23 protein-coding genes and 1 tRNA gene are annotated in these 23714 nt (G+C 44.4%); 10 read left to right on the forward strand and 14 right to left on the reverse strand.

Features of this window, described 5'->3' with window-relative positions; genetic code table 11:
* Position 1 precedes the first annotated feature (1 nt).
* The 3 genes from tssE to tssB all read right to left on the reverse strand — a co-directional run bounded on the left by tssE (position 2) and on the right by tssB (position 2484).
* Positions 2-427 (reverse strand): type VI secretion system baseplate subunit TssE, encoded by a 426-nt coding sequence (tssE, locus tag FS373_RS15835; protein WP_144046638.1) that lies wholly within the window; start codon positions 425-427, stop codon positions 2-4.
* Positions 428-431: 4 nt separating this feature from the next.
* Complete coding sequence (gene tssC, locus FS373_RS15840; protein WP_152829837.1) at positions 432-1907, reverse strand: type VI secretion system contractile sheath large subunit; 1476 nt, start codon at positions 1905-1907, stop codon at positions 432-434.
* A gap of 88 nt (positions 1908-1995) precedes the next feature.
* Positions 1996-2484, reverse strand: a complete 489-nt coding sequence (tssB, locus tag FS373_RS15845) for a type VI secretion system contractile sheath small subunit (protein WP_144046639.1) — start codon at positions 2482-2484, stop codon at positions 1996-1998.
* 695 nt (positions 2485-3179) lie between these two features.
* Here tssB and FS373_RS32050 point away from each other — a divergent pair.
* Entirely contained in the window at positions 3180-3329 is a 150-nt protein-coding gene (locus FS373_RS32050) for a hypothetical protein (protein WP_185976831.1), read from the forward strand.
* An 8-nt stretch (positions 3330-3337) separates the two neighbouring features.
* Here FS373_RS32050 and FS373_RS15850 read toward each other — a convergent pair whose 3' ends face one another.
* Entirely contained in the window at positions 3338-3712 is a 375-nt protein-coding gene (locus tag FS373_RS15850; protein WP_144046640.1) for a cation transporter, read from the reverse strand.
* A 438-nt stretch (positions 3713-4150) separates the two neighbouring features.
* On the opposite strand from FS373_RS15850, the gene FS373_RS15855 reads away from it, so the two are divergent.
* Complete coding sequence (locus FS373_RS15855; protein ID WP_144046641.1) at positions 4151-5341, forward strand: efflux RND transporter periplasmic adaptor subunit; 1191 nt, start codon at positions 4151-4153, stop codon at positions 5339-5341.
* Positions 5342-5344: 3 nt separating this feature from the next.
* Entirely contained in the window at positions 5345-8566 is a 3222-nt protein-coding gene (locus FS373_RS15860; RefSeq protein WP_144046642.1) for an efflux RND transporter permease subunit, read from the forward strand.
* Positions 8567-8726: 160 nt separating this feature from the next.
* On the opposite strand, the gene FS373_RS15865 is transcribed toward FS373_RS15860, so the two are convergent.
* The 3 genes from FS373_RS15865 to punC form a co-directional block, all read right to left on the reverse strand.
* Positions 8727-9581 carry an META domain-containing protein gene (locus tag FS373_RS15865; RefSeq protein WP_144046643.1) on the reverse strand — a complete coding sequence of 285 codons (855 nt, stop codon included), beginning with the start codon at positions 9579-9581 and terminating at the stop codon, positions 8727-8729.
* A gap of 543 nt (positions 9582-10124) precedes the next feature.
* Positions 10125-10215, reverse strand: a tRNA-Ser gene (locus FS373_RS15870).
* A 121-nt stretch (positions 10216-10336) separates the two neighbouring features.
* Complete coding sequence (gene punC / locus FS373_RS15875) at positions 10337-11596, reverse strand: purine nucleoside transporter PunC (RefSeq protein ID WP_144046644.1); 1260 nt, start codon at positions 11594-11596, stop codon at positions 10337-10339.
* Between the two features lie 130 nt (positions 11597-11726).
* Here punC and punR point away from each other — a divergent pair, with 130 nt between their 5' ends.
* From punR to FS373_RS15905, 6 genes are all read left to right on the forward strand, one after another.
* Positions 11727-12629 (forward strand): DNA-binding transcriptional activator PunR, encoded by a 903-nt coding sequence (punR, locus tag FS373_RS15880; protein ID WP_144046645.1) that lies wholly within the window; start codon positions 11727-11729, stop codon positions 12627-12629.
* Between the two features lie 204 nt (positions 12630-12833).
* On the forward strand, positions 12834-13496 hold the full coding sequence (locus tag FS373_RS15885; RefSeq protein ID WP_144046646.1) for a Bax inhibitor-1/YccA family protein: 663 nt from the start codon (positions 12834-12836) through the stop codon (positions 13494-13496).
* 141 nt (positions 13497-13637) lie between these two features.
* A complete protein-coding gene (gene tusD, locus FS373_RS15890; protein WP_144046647.1) occupies positions 13638-14027 on the forward strand; it encodes a sulfurtransferase complex subunit TusD in 390 nt (129 codons plus the stop codon).
* The gene (gene tusC / locus FS373_RS15895; protein ID WP_144046648.1) at positions 14027-14383 is read left to right on the forward strand and encodes a sulfurtransferase complex subunit TusC; all 357 of its coding nucleotides are present in this window, start codon (positions 14027-14029) and stop codon (positions 14381-14383) included. The genes tusD and tusC overlap by 1 nt, the downstream gene beginning before the upstream one ends.
* Complete coding sequence (tusB, locus tag FS373_RS15900) at positions 14383-14664, forward strand: sulfurtransferase complex subunit TusB (protein ID WP_144046649.1); 282 nt, start codon at positions 14383-14385, stop codon at positions 14662-14664. The genes tusC and tusB overlap by 1 nt, the downstream gene beginning before the upstream one ends.
* Positions 14661-14996: a TusE/DsrC/DsvC family sulfur relay protein gene (locus FS373_RS15905; protein WP_144046650.1), complete on the forward strand. Its 336-nt coding sequence runs from the start codon at positions 14661-14663 to the stop codon at positions 14994-14996. The genes tusB and FS373_RS15905 overlap by 4 nt, the downstream gene beginning before the upstream one ends.
* A gap of 148 nt (positions 14997-15144) precedes the next feature.
* Here FS373_RS15905 and FS373_RS32460 read toward each other — a convergent pair whose 3' ends face one another.
* The 7 genes from FS373_RS32460 to lrp all read right to left on the reverse strand — a co-directional run bounded on the left by FS373_RS32460 (position 15145) and on the right by lrp (position 22282).
* Complete coding sequence (locus tag FS373_RS32460) at positions 15145-15267, reverse strand: hypothetical protein (RefSeq protein ID WP_265575336.1); 123 nt, start codon at positions 15265-15267, stop codon at positions 15145-15147.
* Between the two features lie 110 nt (positions 15268-15377).
* A complete protein-coding gene (gene serS / locus FS373_RS15910) occupies positions 15378-16664 on the reverse strand; it encodes a serine--tRNA ligase (protein WP_144046651.1) in 1287 nt (428 codons plus the stop codon).
* An 18-nt stretch (positions 16665-16682) separates the two neighbouring features.
* On the reverse strand, positions 16683-17057 hold the full coding sequence (gene crcB / locus FS373_RS15915) for a fluoride efflux transporter CrcB (RefSeq protein ID WP_144046652.1): 375 nt from the start codon (positions 17055-17057) through the stop codon (positions 16683-16685).
* Complete coding sequence (locus tag FS373_RS15920; RefSeq protein WP_144046653.1) at positions 17050-18381, reverse strand: replication-associated recombination protein A; 1332 nt, start codon at positions 18379-18381, stop codon at positions 17050-17052. The genes crcB and FS373_RS15920 overlap by 8 nt, the downstream gene beginning before the upstream one ends.
* Positions 18382-18397: 16 nt before the next feature.
* Positions 18398-19024: an outer membrane lipoprotein chaperone LolA gene (gene lolA, locus FS373_RS15925; protein WP_152829839.1), complete on the reverse strand. Its 627-nt coding sequence runs from the start codon at positions 19022-19024 to the stop codon at positions 18398-18400.
* Between the two features lie 69 nt (positions 19025-19093).
* Positions 19094-21592, reverse strand: coding sequence for a DNA translocase FtsK (locus tag FS373_RS15930; protein ID WP_152829840.1), 2499 nt, complete (start codon positions 21590-21592; stop codon positions 19094-19096).
* A gap of 183 nt (positions 21593-21775) precedes the next feature.
* A complete protein-coding gene (lrp, locus tag FS373_RS15935) occupies positions 21776-22282 on the reverse strand; it encodes a leucine-responsive transcriptional regulator Lrp (RefSeq protein WP_144046655.1) in 507 nt (168 codons plus the stop codon).
* Positions 22283-22462: 180 nt separating this feature from the next.
* On the opposite strand from lrp, the gene ald reads away from it, so the two are divergent.
* Positions 22463-23578 carry an alanine dehydrogenase gene (gene ald, locus FS373_RS15940; RefSeq protein WP_144046656.1) on the forward strand — a complete coding sequence of 372 codons (1116 nt, stop codon included), beginning with the start codon at positions 22463-22465 and terminating at the stop codon, positions 23576-23578.
* Positions 23579-23714 lie beyond the last annotated feature (136 nt).

The following is a 23714-nucleotide window of genomic DNA, read 5'->3' on the forward strand; positions in this document are numbered from 1 at the left end:
TCTAACTCACCCTATAGGTCCGATTACTGTCGAGAACGAGATCGATCTCGACCTTTTCCTTTATCGATTTAACGCTGATCTTGCCATGAATATGAAATCGTAGGCTAAAAGGACAGGTATCATCGTGTAATACTCGAATATCCAGCTGAGTTAGCCTAGGTTCGAAGCGTTCGATACATGCCTTAATGCCGGCTTTGATTCTGACTCCCAAATCGAAGCTGCCTGAATTTGCGTCGTTGAAATCGAACAAACCAAGTTCAGGGCAACTTTGGGATTCTCCGACCCGGGTATTAAGCAGGCCGGAGATATTACGTTTTATCGAAGCAATGACATATTCAATAGACTCTACCCCGGTCGAGGGCAGATCTATGTCGCTACCTAGTCGCTCGAAGAAGCTGACACAGTAGGTTCTGTCATTGGTGTACAAATCACTACTCCTGGTCTAAACGACCCACCAAGGAAAGTTCAAAGTTAGCACCCATATATTTGAAATGCGGACGAACCGACATGGTGACCTGATACCAACCCGGCTCACCTTGTACGTCCATCACTTCGATCTTAGCCGCGCGCAGTGGACGTCGACTTCTGACTTCTGCTGGTGGATTTTCCTGATCGGCGACAAACTGTTTCAACCAAGTATTCAGTTCACGTTCAAGATCTTGACGCTCTTTCCATGAACCTATCTGTTCCCTTTGTAGCACCTTGATATAATGCGCTAAACGGTTGATGATCATCATGTAAGGGATCTGAGTACCTAACTTATAGTTAGTTTCGGCTTCCTTACCTTCCTTGGTATTAGGGAATACCTTCGGCTTCTGGATCGAGTTTGCCGAGAAGAAAGCAGCATTGTCACTACCTTTACGCATGGTTAAGCTGATAAAGCCTTCATCGGCTAATTCGAACTCTTTGCGGTCTGTGATCAAGACTTCCGTTGGAATTTTTGCCTGCAAGGACCCCATAGACTCGAACACATGCACAGGCAAGTCCTCGACTGCGCCGCCACTTTGCGGACCTATGATGTTCGGGCACCAGCGATATTTAGCGAAGCTCTCTGTCAGACGTGTGGCCAATGCAAAGGCCGTGTTACCCCAAAGGTAATCTTCATGACTCTCGCTGACATCCTCACGGTAATTAAAAGAGCCGATAGGATTATCGATAGGATCATATGGCACACGCAGCAAGAAGCGAGGCGCAGTTAACCCAAGATACCTGGCATCTTCAGATTCTCTCAATGAACGCCATTTAGTGTATTTAGGGCTCTCGAAAGTAGACTTAAGATCTTTTAGGTTAGGCAATTCTTCGAATGAATCTATACCGAAGAACTCAGGTGCAACCGAAGAGAGAAACGGTGCATGTGCCATGGCACCAATCGCCCCAACATATTGCAGCAACTTCATGTCTTGTGATGAAGGCGTAAAGGCGTAGTTAGCTACAATGGCAGCGATGGGCTCGCCACCAAATTGACCATATCCCGATGAATACACATGTTTATAGAGGCCAGACTGCACTGTTTCCGGTGCAAACTCAAAATCATCCAGTAACTCATCCTTAGTCACATGCAGGAGTTCAAGCTTGATGTTTTCTCTGAAATCGGTTCTATCGATCAACAGCTTAAGATTTCTCCATGAAGACTCCATCTGCTGCACAGTCTCATTATGAAGCACAGCGTCCATCTGACTACTGATCTTCTTATCCAACTCGACTAACATCTTATCGACAAGAGCTTTATTAACCGGCTCACTGCTATCACGACTGGCAATCACATTGCTGATGAATGCTGCCACGCCTTTCTTTGCAATATCATAGCCTTCATCGACGGGGGTTATCTTAGTTTGAGCTAATACTTCATCCAGTAAATTAGCACCGAGAGCCTGGTTGCTTTCAACCGCTTTATCCATAGATTCCATGAATTTTATTCCTTAAATGGATCGTCGAATGACGAGATCTATTTATCCCTTCACTCGTATAAAATCTGAGTAAATAATACTGCTTGTATTAACTGTCTAGATTTTGAAGTTCGGCCAATAATTGCTCCCGAGAATCTTTGGTCTCAATGAGCTCTTGCAGCTTAGTTCTAAATGAAGGGATATTACCCAGAGGCCCTTTGAGGGCGACTAAGGCCTCTCTCAATTCGATAAGCTTTTTAATTTCCGGAATTTGTTCCGCAATAGAATCGGGAGAAAAATCTTTTAAAGAAGTGAAGTTTAATTCGATATCCAGCTCATCAGCTTCGTTATCTGTCAATTTATTGGCAACTGTAGCCTTAATTGACAGCTCACTTTCTTTCATAACAGATTCGAAATTAGTTTTATTGATTGAAACGGATTTTCTTTCTTCGAGCTGGGTATCTTCGGGGTGTCCTTTAAAGTCACCGATGATTAACATCTTCAGCGGAAGTTCCATTTCTGCCTGTTGATCGCCCGTTGCAGGGACATATTTGATATTGATACGCTCTTTAGGCGCAACTGTGCCATCTTTTGCCATGTTAAATCTCCATATACGGCTATAATAGGCTAAAACCTATTCCAATTAATTATATATTTACTACAAAAAAATATGTTTCTTAAGGGTACCCCCCTCTTTTTACCTATTGACTTTCTAATTAAGATGGATTCTAGAGTTAAAATTAATCAAGTAAATTGAATCAGCTGATTTTAACTAACAAATTTATAATCGCAAGAGAATAATTCACACACATTAATTCAACCAGGTTGCAATTTTGTAAACCAATATAAGTGGAACGAATGTTCCAGATAATAGTGAAACAGATTAAAAGCCCGTGCTAATCACTCATAAACAATAACTTACATTATGGTTACCAGAGTAACAAAAAGTCGATTCAGACTGATTTAACGATACAAACAAATACATTTACTCGGTATTTTTTATTAAAAATAATTATCTTTTATAATATTTATGAATAATAAGCATAAAGGTAAAGCTCATATTTCATTCGAAAGTTGAATTTTGACAACCGCTAATTGATATGTCCGATTATATAGATAATTATCTTAACGAGAGATCTTAGATTAATCTTGTAAGCCTTTGCCCATTGCTGTTCTAAGATAATATGCTGTATAAAATTAAAACTTCGATAATCAGATATTGATTTCGATGCCTAAATTTTTTGACGTAGAAGAATAGAGTAAAATCTCTATTCAAATTTTTGGGGATGGAAAATGGTATTAGCGGCTTTCATTCAATCGAAACTTGGACAGATGAAGCTTGATGAAATAAAGCTAAAGAGCTGCACTCTTTTAGAGAGTGCAGCCAACAAGGATAAATTAATGAAAGTAGCAATTTTTCATGATTCTAACGAGTATAAATAAATAGTGTCTTATCTTTTCCTACTGCCAGGTAAAGCTTTGGGTAAAGCGTTATTACAATATGGATCGTGCTCTGCGTTATCTTTCACGTTCTGATCGACATACTTATAAAATCCCTCTTTAACCCGAGTCCATATCCCCTGTGAAAGGTCTGCTCCCTGCGCTTGAATTAACCTTTCAAACAGGTCCAGATCACAATGACTAGCATCGTAGGCCATTTTTAATGTCCTTGCAGACTCATCATATGAAACACTGTCGATACCGATAATCAGATCAATACTAGCGACTAGTTTGTTTTTGTTATCTGGTGTGATCCCTTCAAGCTTTAAATATCTGACGACTAAATTGGCCTCTTTTACGCCAAATCTATGGTCTAAATCAGTCATAACCTTCCCTCGATTTCAATATAAACAGAATTGAATGCTGTAATAAAATTCTGTTTATTCACTAGATAGCTGTGTTTAGTTAGCCTATTCAGACTAACACTCAGGTATGAAGAGATAGTGATGTCGATCAAATTATGGTCGATAAATGGGCGCCCTGTAGACAAGTTAAAAACTTACACGTTTAGTGTTAATAAAACCAAACGCAGCAATCGAATAAAACATCAGCATTTACATTGAGTAAGCCGACATTTAGTCGGCAATAAAATAGCCATGAATTACGACATACAAATTTACACAATGAGCATGTAACATCGACACAGATCATTTAACATATATAAGTCAAAAAAAGTCTTTCGCCAATGTATTAATTTGGACTAGCCATAGTAAGGCTGTTCTACAAAAATATAAAAATCCAAGCTTCAACAAGAGGAAGTGTTCGTGGCTACAAAAAAACAAATTATTTTGCCTATTGTCGTATTATCCCTCGGGATCGGTGGTTTCTTTGCTATATCAGCACTGAAACAGCCTCCCCAAGAGAAGGAAGCGATAGACAATACGCCTTTAGTTGCCGTTAAACAGGTTGAATTCAACCCTATGACCTTTACCGTCAGCTCCTACGGCGTGGTCAACGCCAAGTATGAAACGGAATTGGTTTCTCAAGTTAACGGCGAGATCATTTACCTGTCAGAAAGCTTCGTTCGTGGAGGATTCGTGAAGAAAGGCGACATTCTCGCGAAAATAGATCTCAGTGATTACGATGCCGATCTCATCGATGCCGAAGCCAACCTGGCCTCAGCAAGAGCCACTTTAGTGCAGGAAAAAGCTTACGGCAAGGTAGCCGAAGAGGAGTGGAAACGCATTAAAGATGGCGTCCCCTCGGAGTTGAGCCTGCGTAAACCACAGCTCGCCCAAGAGATAGCCAAGCTTAAATCCACCGAAGCAGGCCTTAAACGTGCACTTCGCAACGTCGAACGTACTGTGATCAAGGCGCCTTATGATGCCCTCATAGAAAGTCGAACCATAGGATTAGGTTCCTATGTCAGCATGGGAACTCCCCTTGGCAAGGTGTTAAGTACCCATAAGGCCGAGATTCGTTTGCCTTTGGCAGATAAAGACATCCAATACCTAATCAATAAAGGTAAGCATGCACAAGTGACTCTCGTTGCCGACCTAGGTGGCAAGCAGCAAGAGTGGACTGGCATCATAGTGCGTAGCGAAGGAGTTATCGATAAACTCAGCCGTATGACTTACCTGGTCGCCGAAGTCATCGACCCTTATGGTTTAGCGTCAAAAAAGAGTGAACTCAGGTTTGGTACCTATGTTACTGCCAACATTGCAGGCACTCAGGCCGGAAATGTAACCGTACTGCCGAGACACTTAGTCGTCAACGGACAAATTGCAGTACTCAATGATGACAAGAAACTCACCTATAAAACCGTCAACATCATCCGTCAATTCGGTGCAGAAGTGGTGATCTCCGAAGGTCTCGAACAAGGAATGAATGTGATCACCTCCGCGCTCGATTATCCAGTCGAAGGCATGCAGCTTGCCCTACCGGAAGACAAACTGCAGCAAGACGATGGCTCCGAAGAGTCTAAGACGAAACTCGCCATGGAAGAGAAGGAATAGTCCATGTCAGACACTAATCAAACATCTGCGCCTTCGGCTGGCGAGCAAGAAACACAAACTGGCATCATAGCCTGGTTTGCTCGCAACAGTGTCGCGGCTAACCTCTTGATGCTCATTATCATCTTAGGTGGTCTCTTGACCGCCGACACCATACGTAAACAGTTTTTCCCTCAGATTGAGATCAACTGGGTCGAGTTTAATGCCTTCTATCCCGGCGCTGCGCCTCAAGAAGTAGAGGAAGGCATCACCATAAAAGTTGAAGAGGCGCTGGAGAGTGTTCAGGGGCTCAAACGTGTGATCACCTATTCTAACCGAAACTCGGCCACTGGTTATTTTCGTATAGAGGACTCTTACAATCCACAAATCGTACTCGACGAGATAAAATCTGCCATCGACTCCATATCCAGTTTCCCCGATGGCATGGAAAGGCCTAAGGTCGAGCGCATTAAATTGCGTCAGGAAGTGCTCTATATGAGTTTGTACGGTGATATGACGCCGAGACAACTCAAGGTACTAGGTGAAAAAATCCATGATGAGTTGATGCAACTTCCCTTGGTTAACATCACCGATTTCTACGGCGGTCTTGATTATGAGATAGCCATCGAAGTGAGTAGAGACAGGTTGCGAGAGTTTGGGCTCACGTTCAATGATGTAGCCGCAGCCGTTCGCGGCTTCTCCCGTAACATGTCAGCGGGTCAGATCCGCGCCGAGAACGGTTACATCAACCTTAGAATTCAAAATCAGGCCTACGTTGGTTACGAGTTCGAGAACCTGCCCTTAATCACCTTACAAGACGGTACCAATGTGCTCTTGGGAGATATCGCCACCGTCATTGACGGTTTCGAAGAGGGCATTCAATATTCGAAGTTTAACGGTAAAAACTCGGTCACTTTCTTTATCGGGGCCGCAAACGATCAAAGCATGACAGATGTAGCCGATATAGTTAAAGCCTATGTGGCTGAGAAACAGCAAGTGCTACCTGACGGGCTTAAGCTAGAGACCTGGGTAGACATGACCTATTATCTTGAAGGCCGTTTAGATCTCATGTTAGATAGCATGAAAACTGGTGCGGTGCTGGTTTTCCTTATGTTAGCCCTATTCCTGCGGGTGCGCCTGGCATTCTGGGTCATGATGGGTCTGCCGGTTTGTTTCCTCGGCACCCTACTCTTCATGCCTATGCCGATGCTCGATGTCACAGTGAACGTGATCAGCCTGTTTGCCTTCATCTTAGTACTGGGTATCGTGGTGGATGATGCCATCGTCATGGGTGAGAGTGCCCACGATGAATGTGAGAAAAATGGCCAGAGTCTGGAAAATGTCATCCGTGGTGTAAAACGTGTCGCTATGCCTGCAACATTCGGCGTACTGACCACCATAGCTGCATTTTTACCACTGACTCTTGATGACGGTCCCTCCTCTGCTTTCGGTAAAGCCATAGGCTATATCGTGATCTTGTGTCTGATATTTTCCTTGGTTGAGTCTAAGCTCATCTTGCCATCACATTTGGCCAGAATGAAACCTAGAACCAAGGTTAAACCTGGCTCTAAAAATCCTTTGGATTGGTTACGTAATGGCGTGAACTTTATTCAAGGCAAGGTCGATACGGGTCTACAGTATTTTATTCAGAATATATACCGCCCGGCGCTCACCAGTGCCGTTAAGTATCGCTATACGGTTATTATGCTGTTTATCAGTTTCATACTGATCTGTGCAGGGCTGTACGCCGGTGGCATGATCCGCTTCATCGGACAGCCCAAGATCCCCCATGATTTTCCTCGGGTGAACTTCGAGATGAACGTGGATGCCTCTGAGAAAGCTACCCTTTCTGCGGCACTGGCTATCGAGAAGGCCATCTATGATGTAGATAAGCGGCTGGAAGAGCAATATGGTCAAGGCATGATCTCAGACATGCAGGTCGATCTTAAGGGACGTACTTCGGCAGAAGTCATGACCAAGCTGGTGGATCCCGAGCTTAGGCCCTTAGATACCTTCGAGCTTGCTGAGCTATGGCGTCAAGCCATGCCTCTCATACCGGGAATGAAGTCATTCGAGATTCAGGATAACTTGTTCGGTGGTGGTCGTGACGATGGTGACATCAGTTTCCGCCTGGAAGGAAAAGATGAGCAACAATTGATTGCCGCCTCGAATGAACTCAAGGCTAAGCTTAACTCGCTCAAAGGTGTCGGTGATGTCAACGACAGTCGTCAATCCAGTGCTAAAGAGGTACAGTTTAAACTCAAGCCTCAGGCCTATGGTCTGGGTCTCACCTTGGCCGACATAGCCTCTCAGGTAGGTAACAGCTTCTATGGCTTGGAAGCCCAGCGTATCTTGAGACATGGCTCTGAGATAAAGGTGATGCTGCGCTATCCCGAAAGAGAGCGTAACTCCATTGCTCAGGTCAGCGAAGTATTGATTGTCACCCCAGAAGGTGCCGAAGTTCCCCTTTCAGAAGTGGTCAACATCACAGTCACTCAAGGGGTCAATGGCATTCGCCGTGAAAACGGTAACCGTACCATTAATGTCTGGGCCTCTGTGGATGCCGATCAAGCCGAGCCCTTCAAACTGGCTCAGGACATTCGTGATAACTTTATGCCTCAGCTGCTAAAGAAATATCCGCGTGTACAAAGTGAAGTATCGGGAAATATCCAGGAGCAGATGGACAGCGCTAAGACTCAGTTAAGAGACTTTATCATCTCCATGTTGATCATCTATAGCCTGTTGGCCATCCCACTGAAGTCATACTCCCAACCCATAATGATCATGGCTGTTATCCCCTTCGGCGTCATAGGCTCAGTGCTCGGCCATATGATCATGGGAATCGACTTAAGCGCCCTTTCCCTATTCGGTATTATTGCTGCTGCCGGTGTTGTAGTGAACGATTCACTGGTGATGGTGGATTACATCAACAAGTCCCGAGAGGTGGGAATTGCGATGAAGACGGCGGTACTTGAGGCGGGTTGCAGACGTTTCAGAGCCATCATGTTGACCTCGCTGACCACCTTTATCGGCTTGATGCCCATCATGACAGAAACCAGCATGCAAGCTAAGATGGTGATCCCTATGGCAACCTCCCTCGCCTTCGGTGTCCTGTTTGCCACTGTGGTCACCCTGATGCTGATCCCATGCTTGTATCTCGCTATCGAAGATATTAAAAAGCTAGTCGGCAGCAAGTCACGTGTTCAGCATGACGATGATCACGCCATGGAACCAGAGCTGATAAAATAGGCCTTAGATTGATGTTCGCTCAATAAAATGCCGCTCGACATTTCGAGCGGCATTTTTATATTCCTGATTTCACAGACCTATTATTTGTCAGAAATGAAAAACCCGCCAAAAGCGGGTTTAATCTTGTCTAACTAGCGCTGCAATAATGCGCCAGCAAAAACTAGTTCATGTAACGAGACTCGAAAATCGCGATGAGTTCGCCCTTATCACTCTTCACTGTCAGTGCTTCACCATTGACGCTGTAGCTGGCAAACTCGCCGATAGATTTAAGGAATGCTTGTTCCTGATCCATGCCTTGCATACACATCTTACGTGTACCCGCTACCGGCCCCATGGTTAACTTACCTTGATTCGCCTCGAAAGCGCCAGTGAAGTTATTACAACCAGAAAAACCCTTGATGACATTTTTCTCAGCTACGAACTGGATAAAAAGTTCTTTCTCACCAGCACCCAATTTTGCAGGATTATCTCCCAAACTCATCAGTTTCCAATAAGTATTGGTAAACTCGGCATTGGCTTTTTTATCCGACTCCGCTGTCTTTGCACGAGCGACTCGGTCCAGTTTAATCTCGATAGGCTTGGTCTGGCCCTCGGCAAAAGGATCTATGCTGGTGGTCGATGTAAACACTAAGCTGTCTTCGACTTTTATCGTCGCACGCAGGCTATATCTGTGTTTATCTTGTATCTTACTGGCATCGTATTCGATACTCACGGCGTAAGGAGGTGTACCGATATCTTTTAAGGACTGACTCGCGATCAGATCTGAAGCAACATCAGCTTTTGAGATATCTTCCAGTGTCACCTCGAGTACTGCATTAGGTGGCAACATTCTGCGGTCTAAATAGATAACATTGATATCCAGAGTTTTCATTGCGGTTACCTCAGCTGTGACTTGTTTTTCAGCTGTCACTGTATCTTGGGTCTGAGTCGTAGAACCACTATCGCATGCCTGTAAGACAAAGGCTGAAAGCAATACCGAAGAGGCTAAGGCGAGTTTGTTCATTCTAAACTTCATTGAGTAATTCCTTTTATATACCGCTACAGGATGAACACACGTCATTCTGTAAAAACTAGACATTGGACTAGTTGAAACGAGATAACAAGAAAATATAGCCAAAAGTAGAGTAAATTAACAATATAATAGCCTTTAAAAACTTATAGTTATATGACCAGTAACAGATGTTAATCTTTTTAACTTGTTGTGTATTATTTTTGTGGCACCTCTATAACGTCAGAAAGTGGCAATCAATTGTTAGCATGAATCGATTTAAACTGATGAGACTAGGTATTGTTAACAGCAAGGATTTAAACAAAAGGAAAATGATAGAAAATTTCTATAAGGAGTTTTTCTGAATCTGACGGAGAGATAGCCGAGTTAAACAATAGGAACAAAGGAGTCATAAACGAAAAGCCCCAACATTTCTGCTGGGCTTTATCTGACTCTTTGTTCGAAACGAATGCGGTGAGATAGCGGACCTGAACAATAGGAACCCTAGGGTTCAATCACCATTTTATAAATAGCAAAAAAGCCGCTTATTAAAGCGGCCTTTTCTAAATGTGGCGGAGAGATAGGGATTTGAACCCTAGATGGGCTATAAACCCATGCCGGTTTTCAAGACCGGTGCATTCGACCACTCTGCCATCTCTCCGAACGCCGCGAATAATATAGTGACACCTCAGTCTTGTAAAGGCCTCAAATGCACATTTTCATCATAAGAAGGCCTAAACCTGATTGAACGGTCAATATTGGCGCTATTTGGCTATTTTATATCAACTTTTATCCGTTTTATCAGTGTTTAGCGCAATACGCGCAGGATCAGGGGTGACAAAGTGTGCTTTCACCTGTGACCAGGAGTTCTGTTTTCTCAACCAATAGCCTCCAAGTACTCCAATTGCACAGGCAAGTATTCCCCATCCGATTGCGACTTCACCAAGAGCAGCCCAGATAGCGACTAAACTTGAGGCACCGAAGGCGATACCTATCTGTAAGAAGTTTTGCAGACCTGCCGCTTTCGCCGCATTATCGGTAAACTCTTGTAGCGCATTATTGACGACTATCGGGTAGATTGCGCCGTTTGCAGCCGCTAAAGCCGAGAAAGAAATTAACAGAGGTAGCAAGGTATCAACAGAAAAGACCAGTGTGCTGGCCACAATGGCTAATACACATAGGGCAAATACCGTGAGTAGAACTGAGAGTGTTTTTTCAGTCCCTATTTTCCTTATTAATATTTTACTGGCATAACCACCAACGATAAACATAACCGTCTGTGGAATAAAGCTCAGTCCAATCTCCTTGGTAGCGAATCCATGTTGCTCCATGACAATTGGCCACACGGTTAGATAGGCAAAGAATGCACCGGAGCAAGCTCCGAAGATGATCACGTTCCCCAAGTATTTGGTATTATTTAGCAGACCCCAATTAGAAATAGCGCGAGTCTGACTTGCCTTATGCTTTTCAATTGCTTCTTTGGGCACAAATATTAGTGTCATTAACATAAGAAAGGCGGCCAGCCCAGTTAAAATCATGAAAATACTTTGCCACCCCGTGCTTTCTAATACTAATGCACCTAATAAGGGGGCTAAAGCCGGTGAAAGCGCCACTAGAGGCATGATATTCGAAAATACCCGCTGAGCCTTGGCTGCATCGTATTTTTCTATGACGATAGCTTGCCAGATCACCCCAGCGCTACAAGCTCCTATGGCTTGAAAGAAGCGTGACACATTAAAAGCGAATACTGTTTCACTCGATGCTATTGAGAAACTGGCAGCCGCAAAAATGGCTAAACCGACTAACAAGGAATTACGCTTGCCAATACGTAGGACTAATGGACCATACAATAGTTGACCAATGGCCAAACCGGCGAGAAAACTCGTGAGTGTGCTGGCAACTTGCGCTGGCGATGCCTGCATGGTGTTTTCAATCGCTTTAAACGCAGGAAGATACATATCGGTGGCAATAAAACCTAGCATGCTGAGCAAAGCTAAGTAAGATAGAAAAAAGAAGTACTTGGTATTATTTACTGAATTCATAAAATATTACTACTAATAAAAACTAAAGATAATTACATTGGCTGCGCAGTCTAATCACTTGCAATATTGAAGTGAAACGTTTAATTTTGATATCAGCCTTCAAAAAAAATCACAGCAAGGAAATGCGGGTATGCTTTCTGAACAATCACTGCAATTGATCGATATGGTCGCACGGGTAGGCAGTTTTACCGCCGCGGCAAATAAACTGCACAAGGTACCTTCGGCTGTCAGCTATGCGGTAAAACAGGTAGAAGAAGAATTAGGCGTCACTTTATTTGAACGCCATCATCGCAGTGTCAGCTTAACCTTAGCGGGTGAACATTTCGTTAAACAGACTCGTATTCTATTAACAAACATGGCCTCGATGAAAGATGATACAAAACGTATCGCTAATGGTTGGCAACCTACATTATCTATTGCCTTCGATAATATTGTCCGTGCAGACAAGATCAGTGTACTCATCGCCGATTTTTATCGACAATTCACCAATGTTGAACTCATCATTCGTATCGAAGTATTCAATGGAGTCTGGGAGTCCATCGCTAATGGTCGCAGTGATATCGCCATTGGTGCAACTACAGCGATTCCTGTCGGTGGCGAATATCACTTCAGGGATATGGGCGAAATACAATGGGCCTTTTTAGTCAGTAAGCATCACCCATTGGCTAAGATCGATCGACCATTAGCCGATGATGAGCTACGTCAATACCCTTCTATTTGTCTTGAAGATACGTCTCGTGAAATTCCTAAACGCATGACCTGGTTGTTAAATAACCAGCGTCGCTTAGTGGTCCCGGATTGGATAAGAGCAATAAACTGTTTCCGTGAAGGTCTGGGCATAGGTTATATGCCACTGCACTTTGCCGAACCATTTATCAAAACCGGCTCTTTAATACTCAAAGATTTAGAGCAACCTAGGACCCCAAGCCCATGTTGCCTTGCTTGGAATGGCGCAAATAAGTCTCCAGCCATGTCTTGGGTACTCGAATATTTAGGCGATAGTGAAAAATTACACAATGATTGGTTTCTATAAATAAGGCAAATCACGCATTATTCGCCACTTGAGGAGGTAAAATGTACTTTGTGACTTTAACCCCCTATCAAGCTAAGGTATGATTCAATAACTTGCAAACATGTATAAGGGTTAATCAGAGAATATGGAACTCTTTGACTGAACCATCATCTAATTACAGGCATCAAGTACAACACTCGATTTTAAGGGTCACTGGAGAGATTTATGACGCAACAGACAATGTATTCAACAGGAGCTTCCACACTGGAAGTGAATAAGCTTCTAAAAAACACCTATATGCTACTTTCAATGACATTAGCTTTCTCTGCCGTATGTGCAGGATTAGCCATGGCATTAGCCATTAGCCCCATGATGTCCCTCGGACTATCGATTGGTAGCTTAATCTTGTTATTTGTCACTTTGAGAAAAGCCGACACAGGTGCTGGCCTTTTTTGGGTATTTGCCTTCACTGGCATGCAAGGTGCGTCTCTTGGCTACATCCTGAACCATTATGCGGGTATGGCAAACGGTCCTCAGTTGATCATGCAGGCTTTAGGCTTAACTTCAGTGGTTTTTATCACTCTTTCTGGATACGCCATTACCACTAAGAAAGATTTCTCCTTTATGCGTGGTTTCTTGATTGCCGGCCTTGTTATCGCAATCGTCGCGGGTATCGCAAATATCTTCATCGGTAGCGGTGTGGTATTCATGGCACTGAATGCGGGTATTGCCTTACTGATGACTGGCTTCATCCTTTATGATACTAGCCGTATCGTAAACGGTGGTGAGACCAACTACATACGTGCAACTGTCGCCCTGTACTTAGATTTCATCAACTTGTTCATTGCCCTTCTTCACCTGATGGGCATTGGTGGTAATGACGATTAATCACATCTGGAAATGTGTTTATCGATAAAGAAATAACACGTTTCAGTTTGCGTTAATGCGTTATAATGGCCCCTTATTGGGGCTATTTTTTTGCCCTTCTTAAAGTAATTTTAATCGTTACAGCTATTTTTAAGTATAACCATGAGCAAATTTATCATTCAGGTCAATGGCGCAGCCTATTCAAGTTCTGCCAGTTATAACGCCTACCAATTTTCAAAATCCGCCCTCGAATCGGGTCACGAGATCATCCGTGTCTTCTTTTATCAAGATGGCGTCTTCAATACGAGTGGCCTCAATAGCCCGGCATCGGACGAGTTCGACCTGACGCGAGCATGGGTTAGCCTATCGGAGAAATACCGGCTCGATTTGGTTAACTGTATCTCTGCCGCGTTAAGGCGAGGCATCATCTCTGAAACTGAAGCCAAAGAAAACCAGGTTTCCCATTGGAACATGCAAGCTCCCTTCACTATGGGTGGCCTAGGTGAACTCGTCACAGGTTTAGAAAGCGCTGATCGATTGGTGAGTTTTTAATGAAGAAGCTAACGATTATTTTTCGCCGCGCCCCCCACGGCACGCCTCATGGCAGAGAAGCGCTGGATCTCGCCTTACTCAGTGCCAGTTTCGAACAAGAAGTCAGCTTAATTTTTGTCGATGAAGGTGTACTCCATCTCATCCCGGAGCAGCAACCTGAAATCGCGGGGGCAAAGGATTATATCTCGACTTTCGGGGCTCTCGATCTTTATGATATAGAAACCGTATTGGCTTGTCGCGAGTCACTGCAGCGTTTCGGGCTGGCCAATAATGAGTTAACCATCTCAGTAGAAAGGGTCACGAGTAAAAATATAACAGAGCAGTTACAGGCAGCAGACGAGGTTTTAGTTTTCTAATGATCTTACACCATATACAAACTTCACCGAATCAAGACAATGCATTAAGCTGTGCCGTTAACTATGCGGGTCAAGCTGACAGCTTTTTACTCTCAGGCAATGGAGTTTATGCCCTCTTAGAAGATAAATGGCAGCAGGCGCTGCAAGATAAACGGCTCTTCCTGCTTAAAAGCGACGTACAGGCCCGTGGCCTCACTAGGCAACTCGTCGAGTATCCATGTATCGACCATAACGAATTTGTACAACAAGCGTTAATTCATAAGAAGGTGATCACTTGGTGAACCACATAGATTATCAAGACAAGAAAATAGAGACAGACCATCAAGGCTACCTTAAGCAGGTCAGTGATTGGAATCAAGAGATAGCTGAGATCATCGCCCAAGGTGAGGATATTGAGCTCACAGCAGCACACTGGGAAGTGATTTTATTCGTACGTGACTTCTACTTAGAGTTTAAGACCAGCCCGGCGATTCGTGTATTGGTCAAAGCCATCGGCCAGAAGCTAGGTGCAGATAAAGGCAATTCCAAATACCTGTACACCCTATTCCCCATTGGACCAGCGAAACAAGCGACGAAGATAGCGGGTCTACCAAAACCTGCAAAATGTCTCTAATTACATCTTAGATTTGATATTGATATTGATATGACCCAGATTAATCGGCTAGGATTATGTTCAGCAACTGCCCCTAGCCTCATTCCCTACCCATTAAAAAACCTCTAGCGAACTTGCTCAGCTCTATAGAGGTTTAAATATCAATAAGTTAGGTAATATTCTTCAGGATAATTAACGCGGCTTCCCCAAAGGTAGCGAACATTATCCCGCCAAAAGCACAGATGATCACCACATAGCTAAGCCACTGAAAGTAGCGCCTATCACTATCCATTTGCTATTTCCTGTTTTGTCTTGTTCTTCTGATTTTTAAAACAGTTGTGGCTCCGCTCTTCCCATGTACCTAGGACAGTCTTAATGACATAAGCGAAGCCATAGCTAATATTAGCCTATTTTTTTGAGTCCATTCATATACGGACGTAACATTTCGGGTACTGTGATGCTTCCATCTTCGTTTTGATAGTTCTCAAGCACAGCCACTAGTGTACGACCTACCGCCAGACCAGAACCATTTAACGTGTGCAGTAATGCAGGTTTCTTAGCAGATTTTGCCTTGTAACGAGCTTGCATACGACGGGCCTGGAAATCTTGCATGTTGCTACAAGATGAGATCTCTCTATAGGTATTCTGAGCCGGTAACCAGACTTCGATATCGTAGGTCTTGCTCGCGCCAAAGCCCATATCACCGGTACAGAGAATAACGGTGCGGTATGGAAGATCTAACTTTTGCAGTACCGTCTCGGCATGACCGGTTAATGCATCTAGCGCTGCCATCGAATCTTCAGGCTTAACCAGCTGAACTAGCTCTACTTTATCAAATTGGTGCTGACGAATAAGACCACGAGTGTCACGGCCATATGAACCCGCCTCACTTCTGAAACACGGAGTATGAGCCGTGAGCTTAACTGGCAGCTCATCTTCGTCTATGATGGTGTCACGAGCCATGTTCGTCAGTGGTACTTCTGCCGTCGGGATAAGGCTGAGGCCCTGTCCTTCTTCAGTAGCAGGTTTAGTGTGGAACAGGTCTTCACCAAATTTCGGTAATTGCCCCGTGCCTAGCAAGCTGTCTTCGTTAACAAGAAGCGGCACATATGCCTCGGTATAACCGTGCTCATCGGTGTGCAGATCTAACATGAACTGAGCCAGGGCTCGATGCATGCGGGCAATTTGCCCCTTCATGATGATAAAACGAGAACCCGTTAATTTAACAGCATTTTTAAAATCTAAGCCACCGAGTGCTTCACCAAGATCGACATGATCTTTAACTTCAAAGTTAAATTCTTTAGGTGTGCCCCAGCGACGAACTTCGACGTTCTCACTCTCATCGGCACCCAAAGGCGCTGACTCATCCGGTAAATTTGGCACGCTCATCGCAATGGCGCTCAGTTCTGCTAATAACGCTGACAACTCAGATTTTTTTGCATCCAACTCGGTACCAAGATCGCCAACTTTAGCCATGATAGGCGCAACATCTTCACCCTTTGCTTTCGCCTGACCGATAGACTTGGAAATTGCGTTACGGGACGCTTGCAGCTCTTCGGTCGCCATCTGCAATGACTTACGCTTTTCCTCTAACTTACTGAGACGCTCAACATCCAGAATAAAACCTCGGGTGGCCAGACGCTCAGCCGTGACTTCTAATTCGTTACGCAAAAATTTTGGATCTAACATGTTTTATATTCTTAATAGTTAAATGCGAGAAAAAACCAACTGCTGCCCCAAATAGACCATGAATATACACAGGCTAAGGTTCAGAGTGATATTAAAAAATGCCTTTAGCCAAGCACCACTCTGAATGAGTAACAGAGTTTCGTTGGAAAAAGTTGAAAAAGTGGTGAGTGCGCCTAATAGGCCAACACCAACCATAGCTTTAATTTCAGGACTGACTTCACTGACCTGACCCAAGGCATAAATAATGCCCATCATAAAGGAGCCCAGAATATTGACTAACAGTGTACCAAAAGGAAATGCAGAGCCAAATAGCTGAACCATGAAAATTGAGATCAGATAACGAAAAACTGCACCAATCGATCCCCCCAAAGCAACAAATAGAATATTATTCATACCGTTTAACCTCACTGTCTTTGTCGAGCTGTGCAAGATGCTCTAATTTGGCCTTGATCCGCTTCTCGAAGCCATGTTCCGTTGGGTAATAAAACCGACTCTGAGCCAGTCTTTGAGGAAAATAATTCTCTCCACTGGCATAAGCGTTAGGTTCATCATGGGCATAGCGGTAACCCTCACCATAACCAAGATCTTGCATCAACTGAGTCGGTGCGTTACGCAGATGCTCAGGCACTGCATCTTGACCCGTTTCTCGCGCCAGTTGACGGGCGGCCTTGAACGCAGTGTAAACCGCGTTACTCTTGGGTGCGCTGGCGAGATAAACGATGGCTTGTGCCAACGCGCGCTCACCTTCTGATGGACCCACGCGATGAAAACATTCCCATGCATTGAGCGCGACGGTCATGGCTACTGGATCGGCGTTGCCTATATCTTCAGAGGCAATTGCAAGTAGCCTACGTGCAATATAGAGAGGATCGCAGCCCCCTTCTAACATTCGGCAGAACCAGTAAAGCGCCGCATCAGGCGCCGAGCCACGAATCGACTTATGTACGGCAGAGATAAGATCGTAGAACTGATCGCCATTCTTATCGAACCCCGCCAGCTGTTGACCAGCGACTTCGATGATCATCTGTTCGCTGAATGACTCACCATCGGCGATCATGTCGCTCATCAATTCAATTAAGTTAAGGGCTTTACGTGCATCACCATCACACACATTGGCCAGCTTTTCGGCCACCGCATCGGGTATCTTGAGCTGCCTTTTACCAAGACCACGCTCATCATCAGTTAATGCCTGCCTGACAATTTGAATTATCTCATCATTAGTCAGTCTCTTAATCAGATAGACCCGCGCCCGGGATAATAGGGCATTGTTAATCTCGAATGAGGGGTTTTCTGTGGTCGCGCCGACAAAAATGACCGTTCCATCTTCGATAAAGGGCAAGAAGGCATCTTGCTGGCTCTTATTAAACCTGTGTACTTCATCGACAAAGAGTAAGGTTCTTTGACCACGAGACTCTGAGACATTTTTAGCATGTTCAATCGCCGTGCGGATCTCCTTCACACCGGACGTTACCGCTGAAATACGTTCAACATGAGCATTGGCATAATGGGCAACGAGTTCAGCCAGCGTTGTTTTTCCCGTCCCCGGCGGCCCCCAAAACAACATCGAATGAGCGCGCCCGGCTTCAAGTGCTTTACGAAGTGGCTTCCCCTCACCTAACAGATGAGATTGACCTATGTATTGTTCCAACACTTCGGGCCGCATACGTGCGGCCAAAGGTCTGAAATCTGGGGCGAAATCGAAACTAAAACTGGACACTTATCTCTCTTAGCTGTTAATTAACGGCATTTAAGCGTTGATCGTCGATATCAACATCTTCAGGCAGGGTAAACTTAAACAATGACTTCTCTGCTTCAGTGATAGATGTCTGATCAGATAGCTGAAATGAACTCACATTACCCTGCTGATCTTCTAGCACCATCTGAGTCAAGGTATTGTCTTTGAAGCAAACTTGTACCGACTCGACACCCGCATCGACACTCTTAGGTTTTATATCGAAACAATCACCTTTCAAGGTCACCGAATACTTCGCCCAGGTATCTTCGTCTCTATGAACGAGCAGGGCTATGGGGGACGCGGTGATCGCTTGATTAAGATCCATCACTGAGACCTGCTCTGCAAATGGATTATAGATCCACACATCTGTGCCATCGGCGACAATCAGCGACTCGTCAGGTTCAGTAAGATGCCAATAGAACTGATTCGGGTAGGCTAAAGCAAACACGCCACTGCCTTTTTGGATCTCTTTATTATTGATGTCCGTCACGACCTGACTAAAGTTTGCCTTAAGTGTGGCCACTTCTTCTAGCTTCGCTCGAAGTGCAGATGATTCATCCGCAACGGCGAGATGTGATGCCATCAAGGGCAGTGCCATTACCAATAAGGTTACTCTTTTTCTCATGATCTTTCCTTATAACAAATTCTGTTATCACCTTAGGCCAAAGTTAAAGCTTAACTAACCAAAGATTCATTAATAGGTTTTAGGCGGAGGTGGCGCCAGCACCTCACGATTACCATTGTGTCCCTGAGAACTGACCACTCCCTGAGCCTCCATATGCTCAATGATACGCGCAGCGCGGTTGTAACCTATCTTAAACTTACGCTGTACACTTGAAATCGACCCTCTGCGCGTTTCCGTAACGAAGGCAACGGCTTCATCATAAAGTGCATCGGTATCATCATCTGACTCGCTGGTCTCACCAGGTAGCAGCACCTGCTCGCCTTCGACAGAACCATTTATAATATCATCGATATATTGAGGCTTGCCTCGGTTATGCCAATCTGCGACGACCGCGTGAACCTCATGATCGTCGATAAAAGCCCCATGAACTCGAATGGGTACACTGGTTCCCGGAGGAAGGTACAACATGTCACCCATACCCAGTAACGTTTCTGCGCCCTGTTGATCTAAAATGGTACGAGAATCAATTCGACTAGACACCTGAAACGCCATTCGGGTTGGGATGTTTGCCTTAATAAGACCGGTGATCACATCCACCGAAGGTCTCTGGGTTGCGAGAATTAAATGGATCCCTGCGGCACGCGCCTTCTGAGCAATACGTGCTATTAGCTCTTCAACCTTCTTGCCGACAATCATCATCATGTCTGCAAATTCATCCACTATGACCACAATTGAAGGTAATTTTTCTAGTTCTGGTGCCTCAGGCTCCATGCTATCCGATGATTTCCACAGAGGATCAAATATCGGAGTACCCGCAGCTTTAGCATCTTTAATTTTTGCGTTATAGCCTTTGAGGTTTCGTACGCCCAAGGCAGACATCAGCTTATATCTGCGCTCCATCTCGCCCACACACCAACGCAAGGAGTTAGCCGCATCTTTCATGTCGGTAACGACTTCACACAACAAATGCGGAATACCTTCGTAAACTGAAAGCTCCAACATCTTAGGATCGATCATGATAAAACGTACATCATCGGGGCCAGATTTATACAGCAGGCTAGTGATCATCACGTTGACGCCGACAGATTTACCAGAGCCTGTAGTACCTGCAACCAGCAGGTGTGGCATCTTACCTAGATCTACGACCACAGGGTCACCGGCGATGTCTTGACCCAGTACCATACTCAGATGTGATTCATTTTCTGAAAATTCTTTACTGTCGAGTACATCCCGCATGAACACAGTTTCACGGAACTTGTTAGGCAACTCCAGTCCTACGTAGGCTTTCCCTGGGATAACCTCGACAACTCGAACGCTCTCTGCGAGTAATGAACGGGCCAAATCTTTCGATAAATTAGTGATTTTAGAAGCCTTAACACCCGGCGCTAAATCAAGTTCGAAACGTGTTACCACGGGACCGGGGAAGATGCCCATCACTTTGGCGATAATATTAAAATCGGCAAGCTTAGCCTCAACCAAGGCGCCGACCTGCTCTAACTCTTCACGGCTGATGGGGTTCGTCTTTCTGTTAGGCACATCGAGTAGTGAGATGCACGGCAACGGCGTGATCGGCTTCTTAGCGTGTTCTAAATTTTGACCCGGTAATACCACGATACCATCGACAATTTTTGCCAACTCTTGACCCTGAGGCTTTACAGTATTTTGCCCTTGAGCCTGAGTCACTGCGCCAGTGGAAGCCTTAGTATCAAAATCTATCGTGTCTGTATCTATGCTAGCGTCTACATTTGGCATCTCAATGACAAGCTCGGCATCCTTGGCTTTACTCTGTGTCGCTGCTTCGACTCTGGTTTCTTTAATGTGAATACTCGGCTCATTTTGATCTTTATAATCAAGCTCATCATTCCACTCTACACGCTTATCTCTCAGAGCACGTTTCTCTTTAAACTTATCAAACACAGACATGAAGCCTCGAGTATCTTCGGTTTCAGACGCACGTCTGCTAAAGCGCTCGGGTAATCCACGTAATAGCTTAAAAATCCAGATGGCACTGAGCCCGGTAAGATCGATAACCGTAAGCCAGCTGATCCCTGTTAAGAGCGTGAAACCTGCACCGACGAAACAAAGCAGTAAGAGTGTTGTGCCTAACTGATTGAAATAAGGCAACATGGCGTCACGGATCACATCTCCGGAAACCCCACCGGCAGAATAAACATAGATATCATTGACGTTCATGCTGCCTAAAGCCGCTAAGCTGAACACGATCAGCAAAAAGCCAATAAGCCTGAGTCCCACTGAGAAATAATCTATTTCTAATAACTTATGGGTACGTTTAAACAGCAGCCAACCCGTCAATGCTACGATAATAGGAATGATATAGGCGGTATATCCGAAGAAGTAGAACAAGACATCCGCCATCCAAGCACCTACGGCACCAGTGACATTCTGAATGTCACCTTCAAAGTTAGACTGGCTCCAGCCAGGATCTGAAGAGTCAAAACTGCTGAGTGATAGAAGAATATATGTTGCCAGCATGCAGCATAGGATGAGGCTCCCCTCTAAAATTCGCTGCACTCCGCTGAGTGTTTTAACACTATTTCCCTTAGCCAAATGAAAACCCATAAAAAGATAAAGACAGGTGAGCTTAAGATACCAAATATGACAGGTGTTTGCAGCGATTAAGCCTAGTTAAAGGCATTATCTTTATGATAATTAATACTAGTGAACATTTTATGCTCAAAATAAAAAAAGGAGCCATGATTGGCTCCTTTTTTGGAAACGTAACGACCAAATCTACAAAGTTTCGGCAGTAACGTTGATTGCAACTTTATTGGTTTGCTTAACTTCTTCCATCACTACGTAAGTACGAGTGTCAGAAACAGATGGCAACTTGAGTAAAGTTTCGCCTAATAAGCGACGATAAGCCGACATATCTGATACACGTGTTTTCAACAAGTAGTCGAAATCGCCAGACACTAGATGACATTCTTGAATGTCGTCCAACAACTGAACTGCACGATTGAATTTATCAAATACTTCAGCACTATCACGATTCAGTGTAATTTCCACAAACACCAGCAATGAAGCACCCAAGAAATGGGGGTTCACTAATGCGGTATATCCATTGATATACCCCTGCTTCTCAAGTCTTTTAACTCTCTCAAGGCAAGGTGTGGGGCTTAAACCTACTCGTTTAGACAGCTCTACATTAGAAATGCGTCCGTCTGTCTGTAACTCATTAAGTATGTTTCGATCTATACGATCTAAGTCTTTTATAGGACTCTTTTTATTATTAAGCATATTTTTAACCTTGCTTTATCACTAAAACAACATTTATCACTACGTATGTCAAAAGTTCAGCAGCATAAACTGCTGAAGTAATACTATACTAGATTTTCCTGAAACAATCACGTTCAGGACACGACAAAATAACAATTAAACCCATATAACATGGGTTTTTATGCAGATTGAGGCTCGAAGATGATAATTGGTGTACCTAAAGAAATCAAAAACCACGAGTATCGTGTTGGTATGGTCCCTTCTAGTGTGCGTGAATTGACTATTAAAGGTCATGAAGTATTCATTGAAACTAACGCCGGTAACGGAATTGGTTTTACAGATCAAGATTATATCGATGTTGGGGCATCGATTTTAGGCACTGCTGCAGAAGTATTTGCCAAGTCTGAGATGATAGTTAAGGTGAAAGAACCACAAGCTGTAGAACGTGCTATGTTACGTGAAGATCAGCTGCTATTTACCTACTTACACTTGGCACCAGATCTTCCCCAAACTGAAGACTTAATCAAAAGTGGATCAGTTTGTATCGCTTATGAAACAGTCACCGATGACCGTGGCGGCCTTCCCTTACTGGCGCCAATGTCAGAAGTCGCTGGTCGTATGTCTATCCAAGCTGGTGCTATGGCGCTAGAGAAATCTATGGGCGGCCGTGGCATGTTACTTGGCGGCGTACCGGGTGTTGAGCCTGCTAAAGTCGTTATCATCGGCGGTGGTATGGTTGGTACCAACGCGGCGCAGATGGCTGTTGGCCTTGGTGCCGATGTCGTTATCTTAGACCGTAGCATAGAAGCACTTCGTCGCCTCAATGCCCAGTTTGATAATCGCGTTAAAGCCATCTACTCCACTGCTGATGCCATCGAAAAGCATGTATTGGAAGCCGATCTTGTCATTGGTGGTGTACTGGTTCCTGGCGCGGCGGCGCCTAAACTTGTGACTAAAGAACATATCGCTAAGATGAAGCCAGGCTCTGCTATCGTCGATGTTGCCATCGACCAAGGTGGTTGTATCGAGACATCACATGCGACCACGCATCAAGATCCAACGTATATCGTAGATGATGTGGTTCATTACTGTGTGGCGAACATGCCTGGCGCCGTGGCACGTACTTCAACGTTTGCACTTAACAATGCCACATTACCGTACATCATTAAGCTAGCCGATCTTGGTTATAGAAAAGCCCTACTCCAGGATAAGCACCTACTTAATGGCCTAAACGTCATGCATGGCAAGGTCACCTGTAAAGAGGTCGCCGAAGCATTAAATCTTGAGTTCGTCGAGCCAAAGATCTTACTCAACTAATTCACCAGAATAAGTTTGTGATACTAAAGGGAGCCTAGGCTCCCTTTTTCGATTAGCACAATCTAAAAGAATCGTCATACAAGACTTTACCCCATGTAGGAAATTCCATACAATCGCAGCAATTTGCTAAAAAGCA

The sequence above is a fragment of the Shewanella sp. YLB-07 genome (assembly GCF_009377275.1).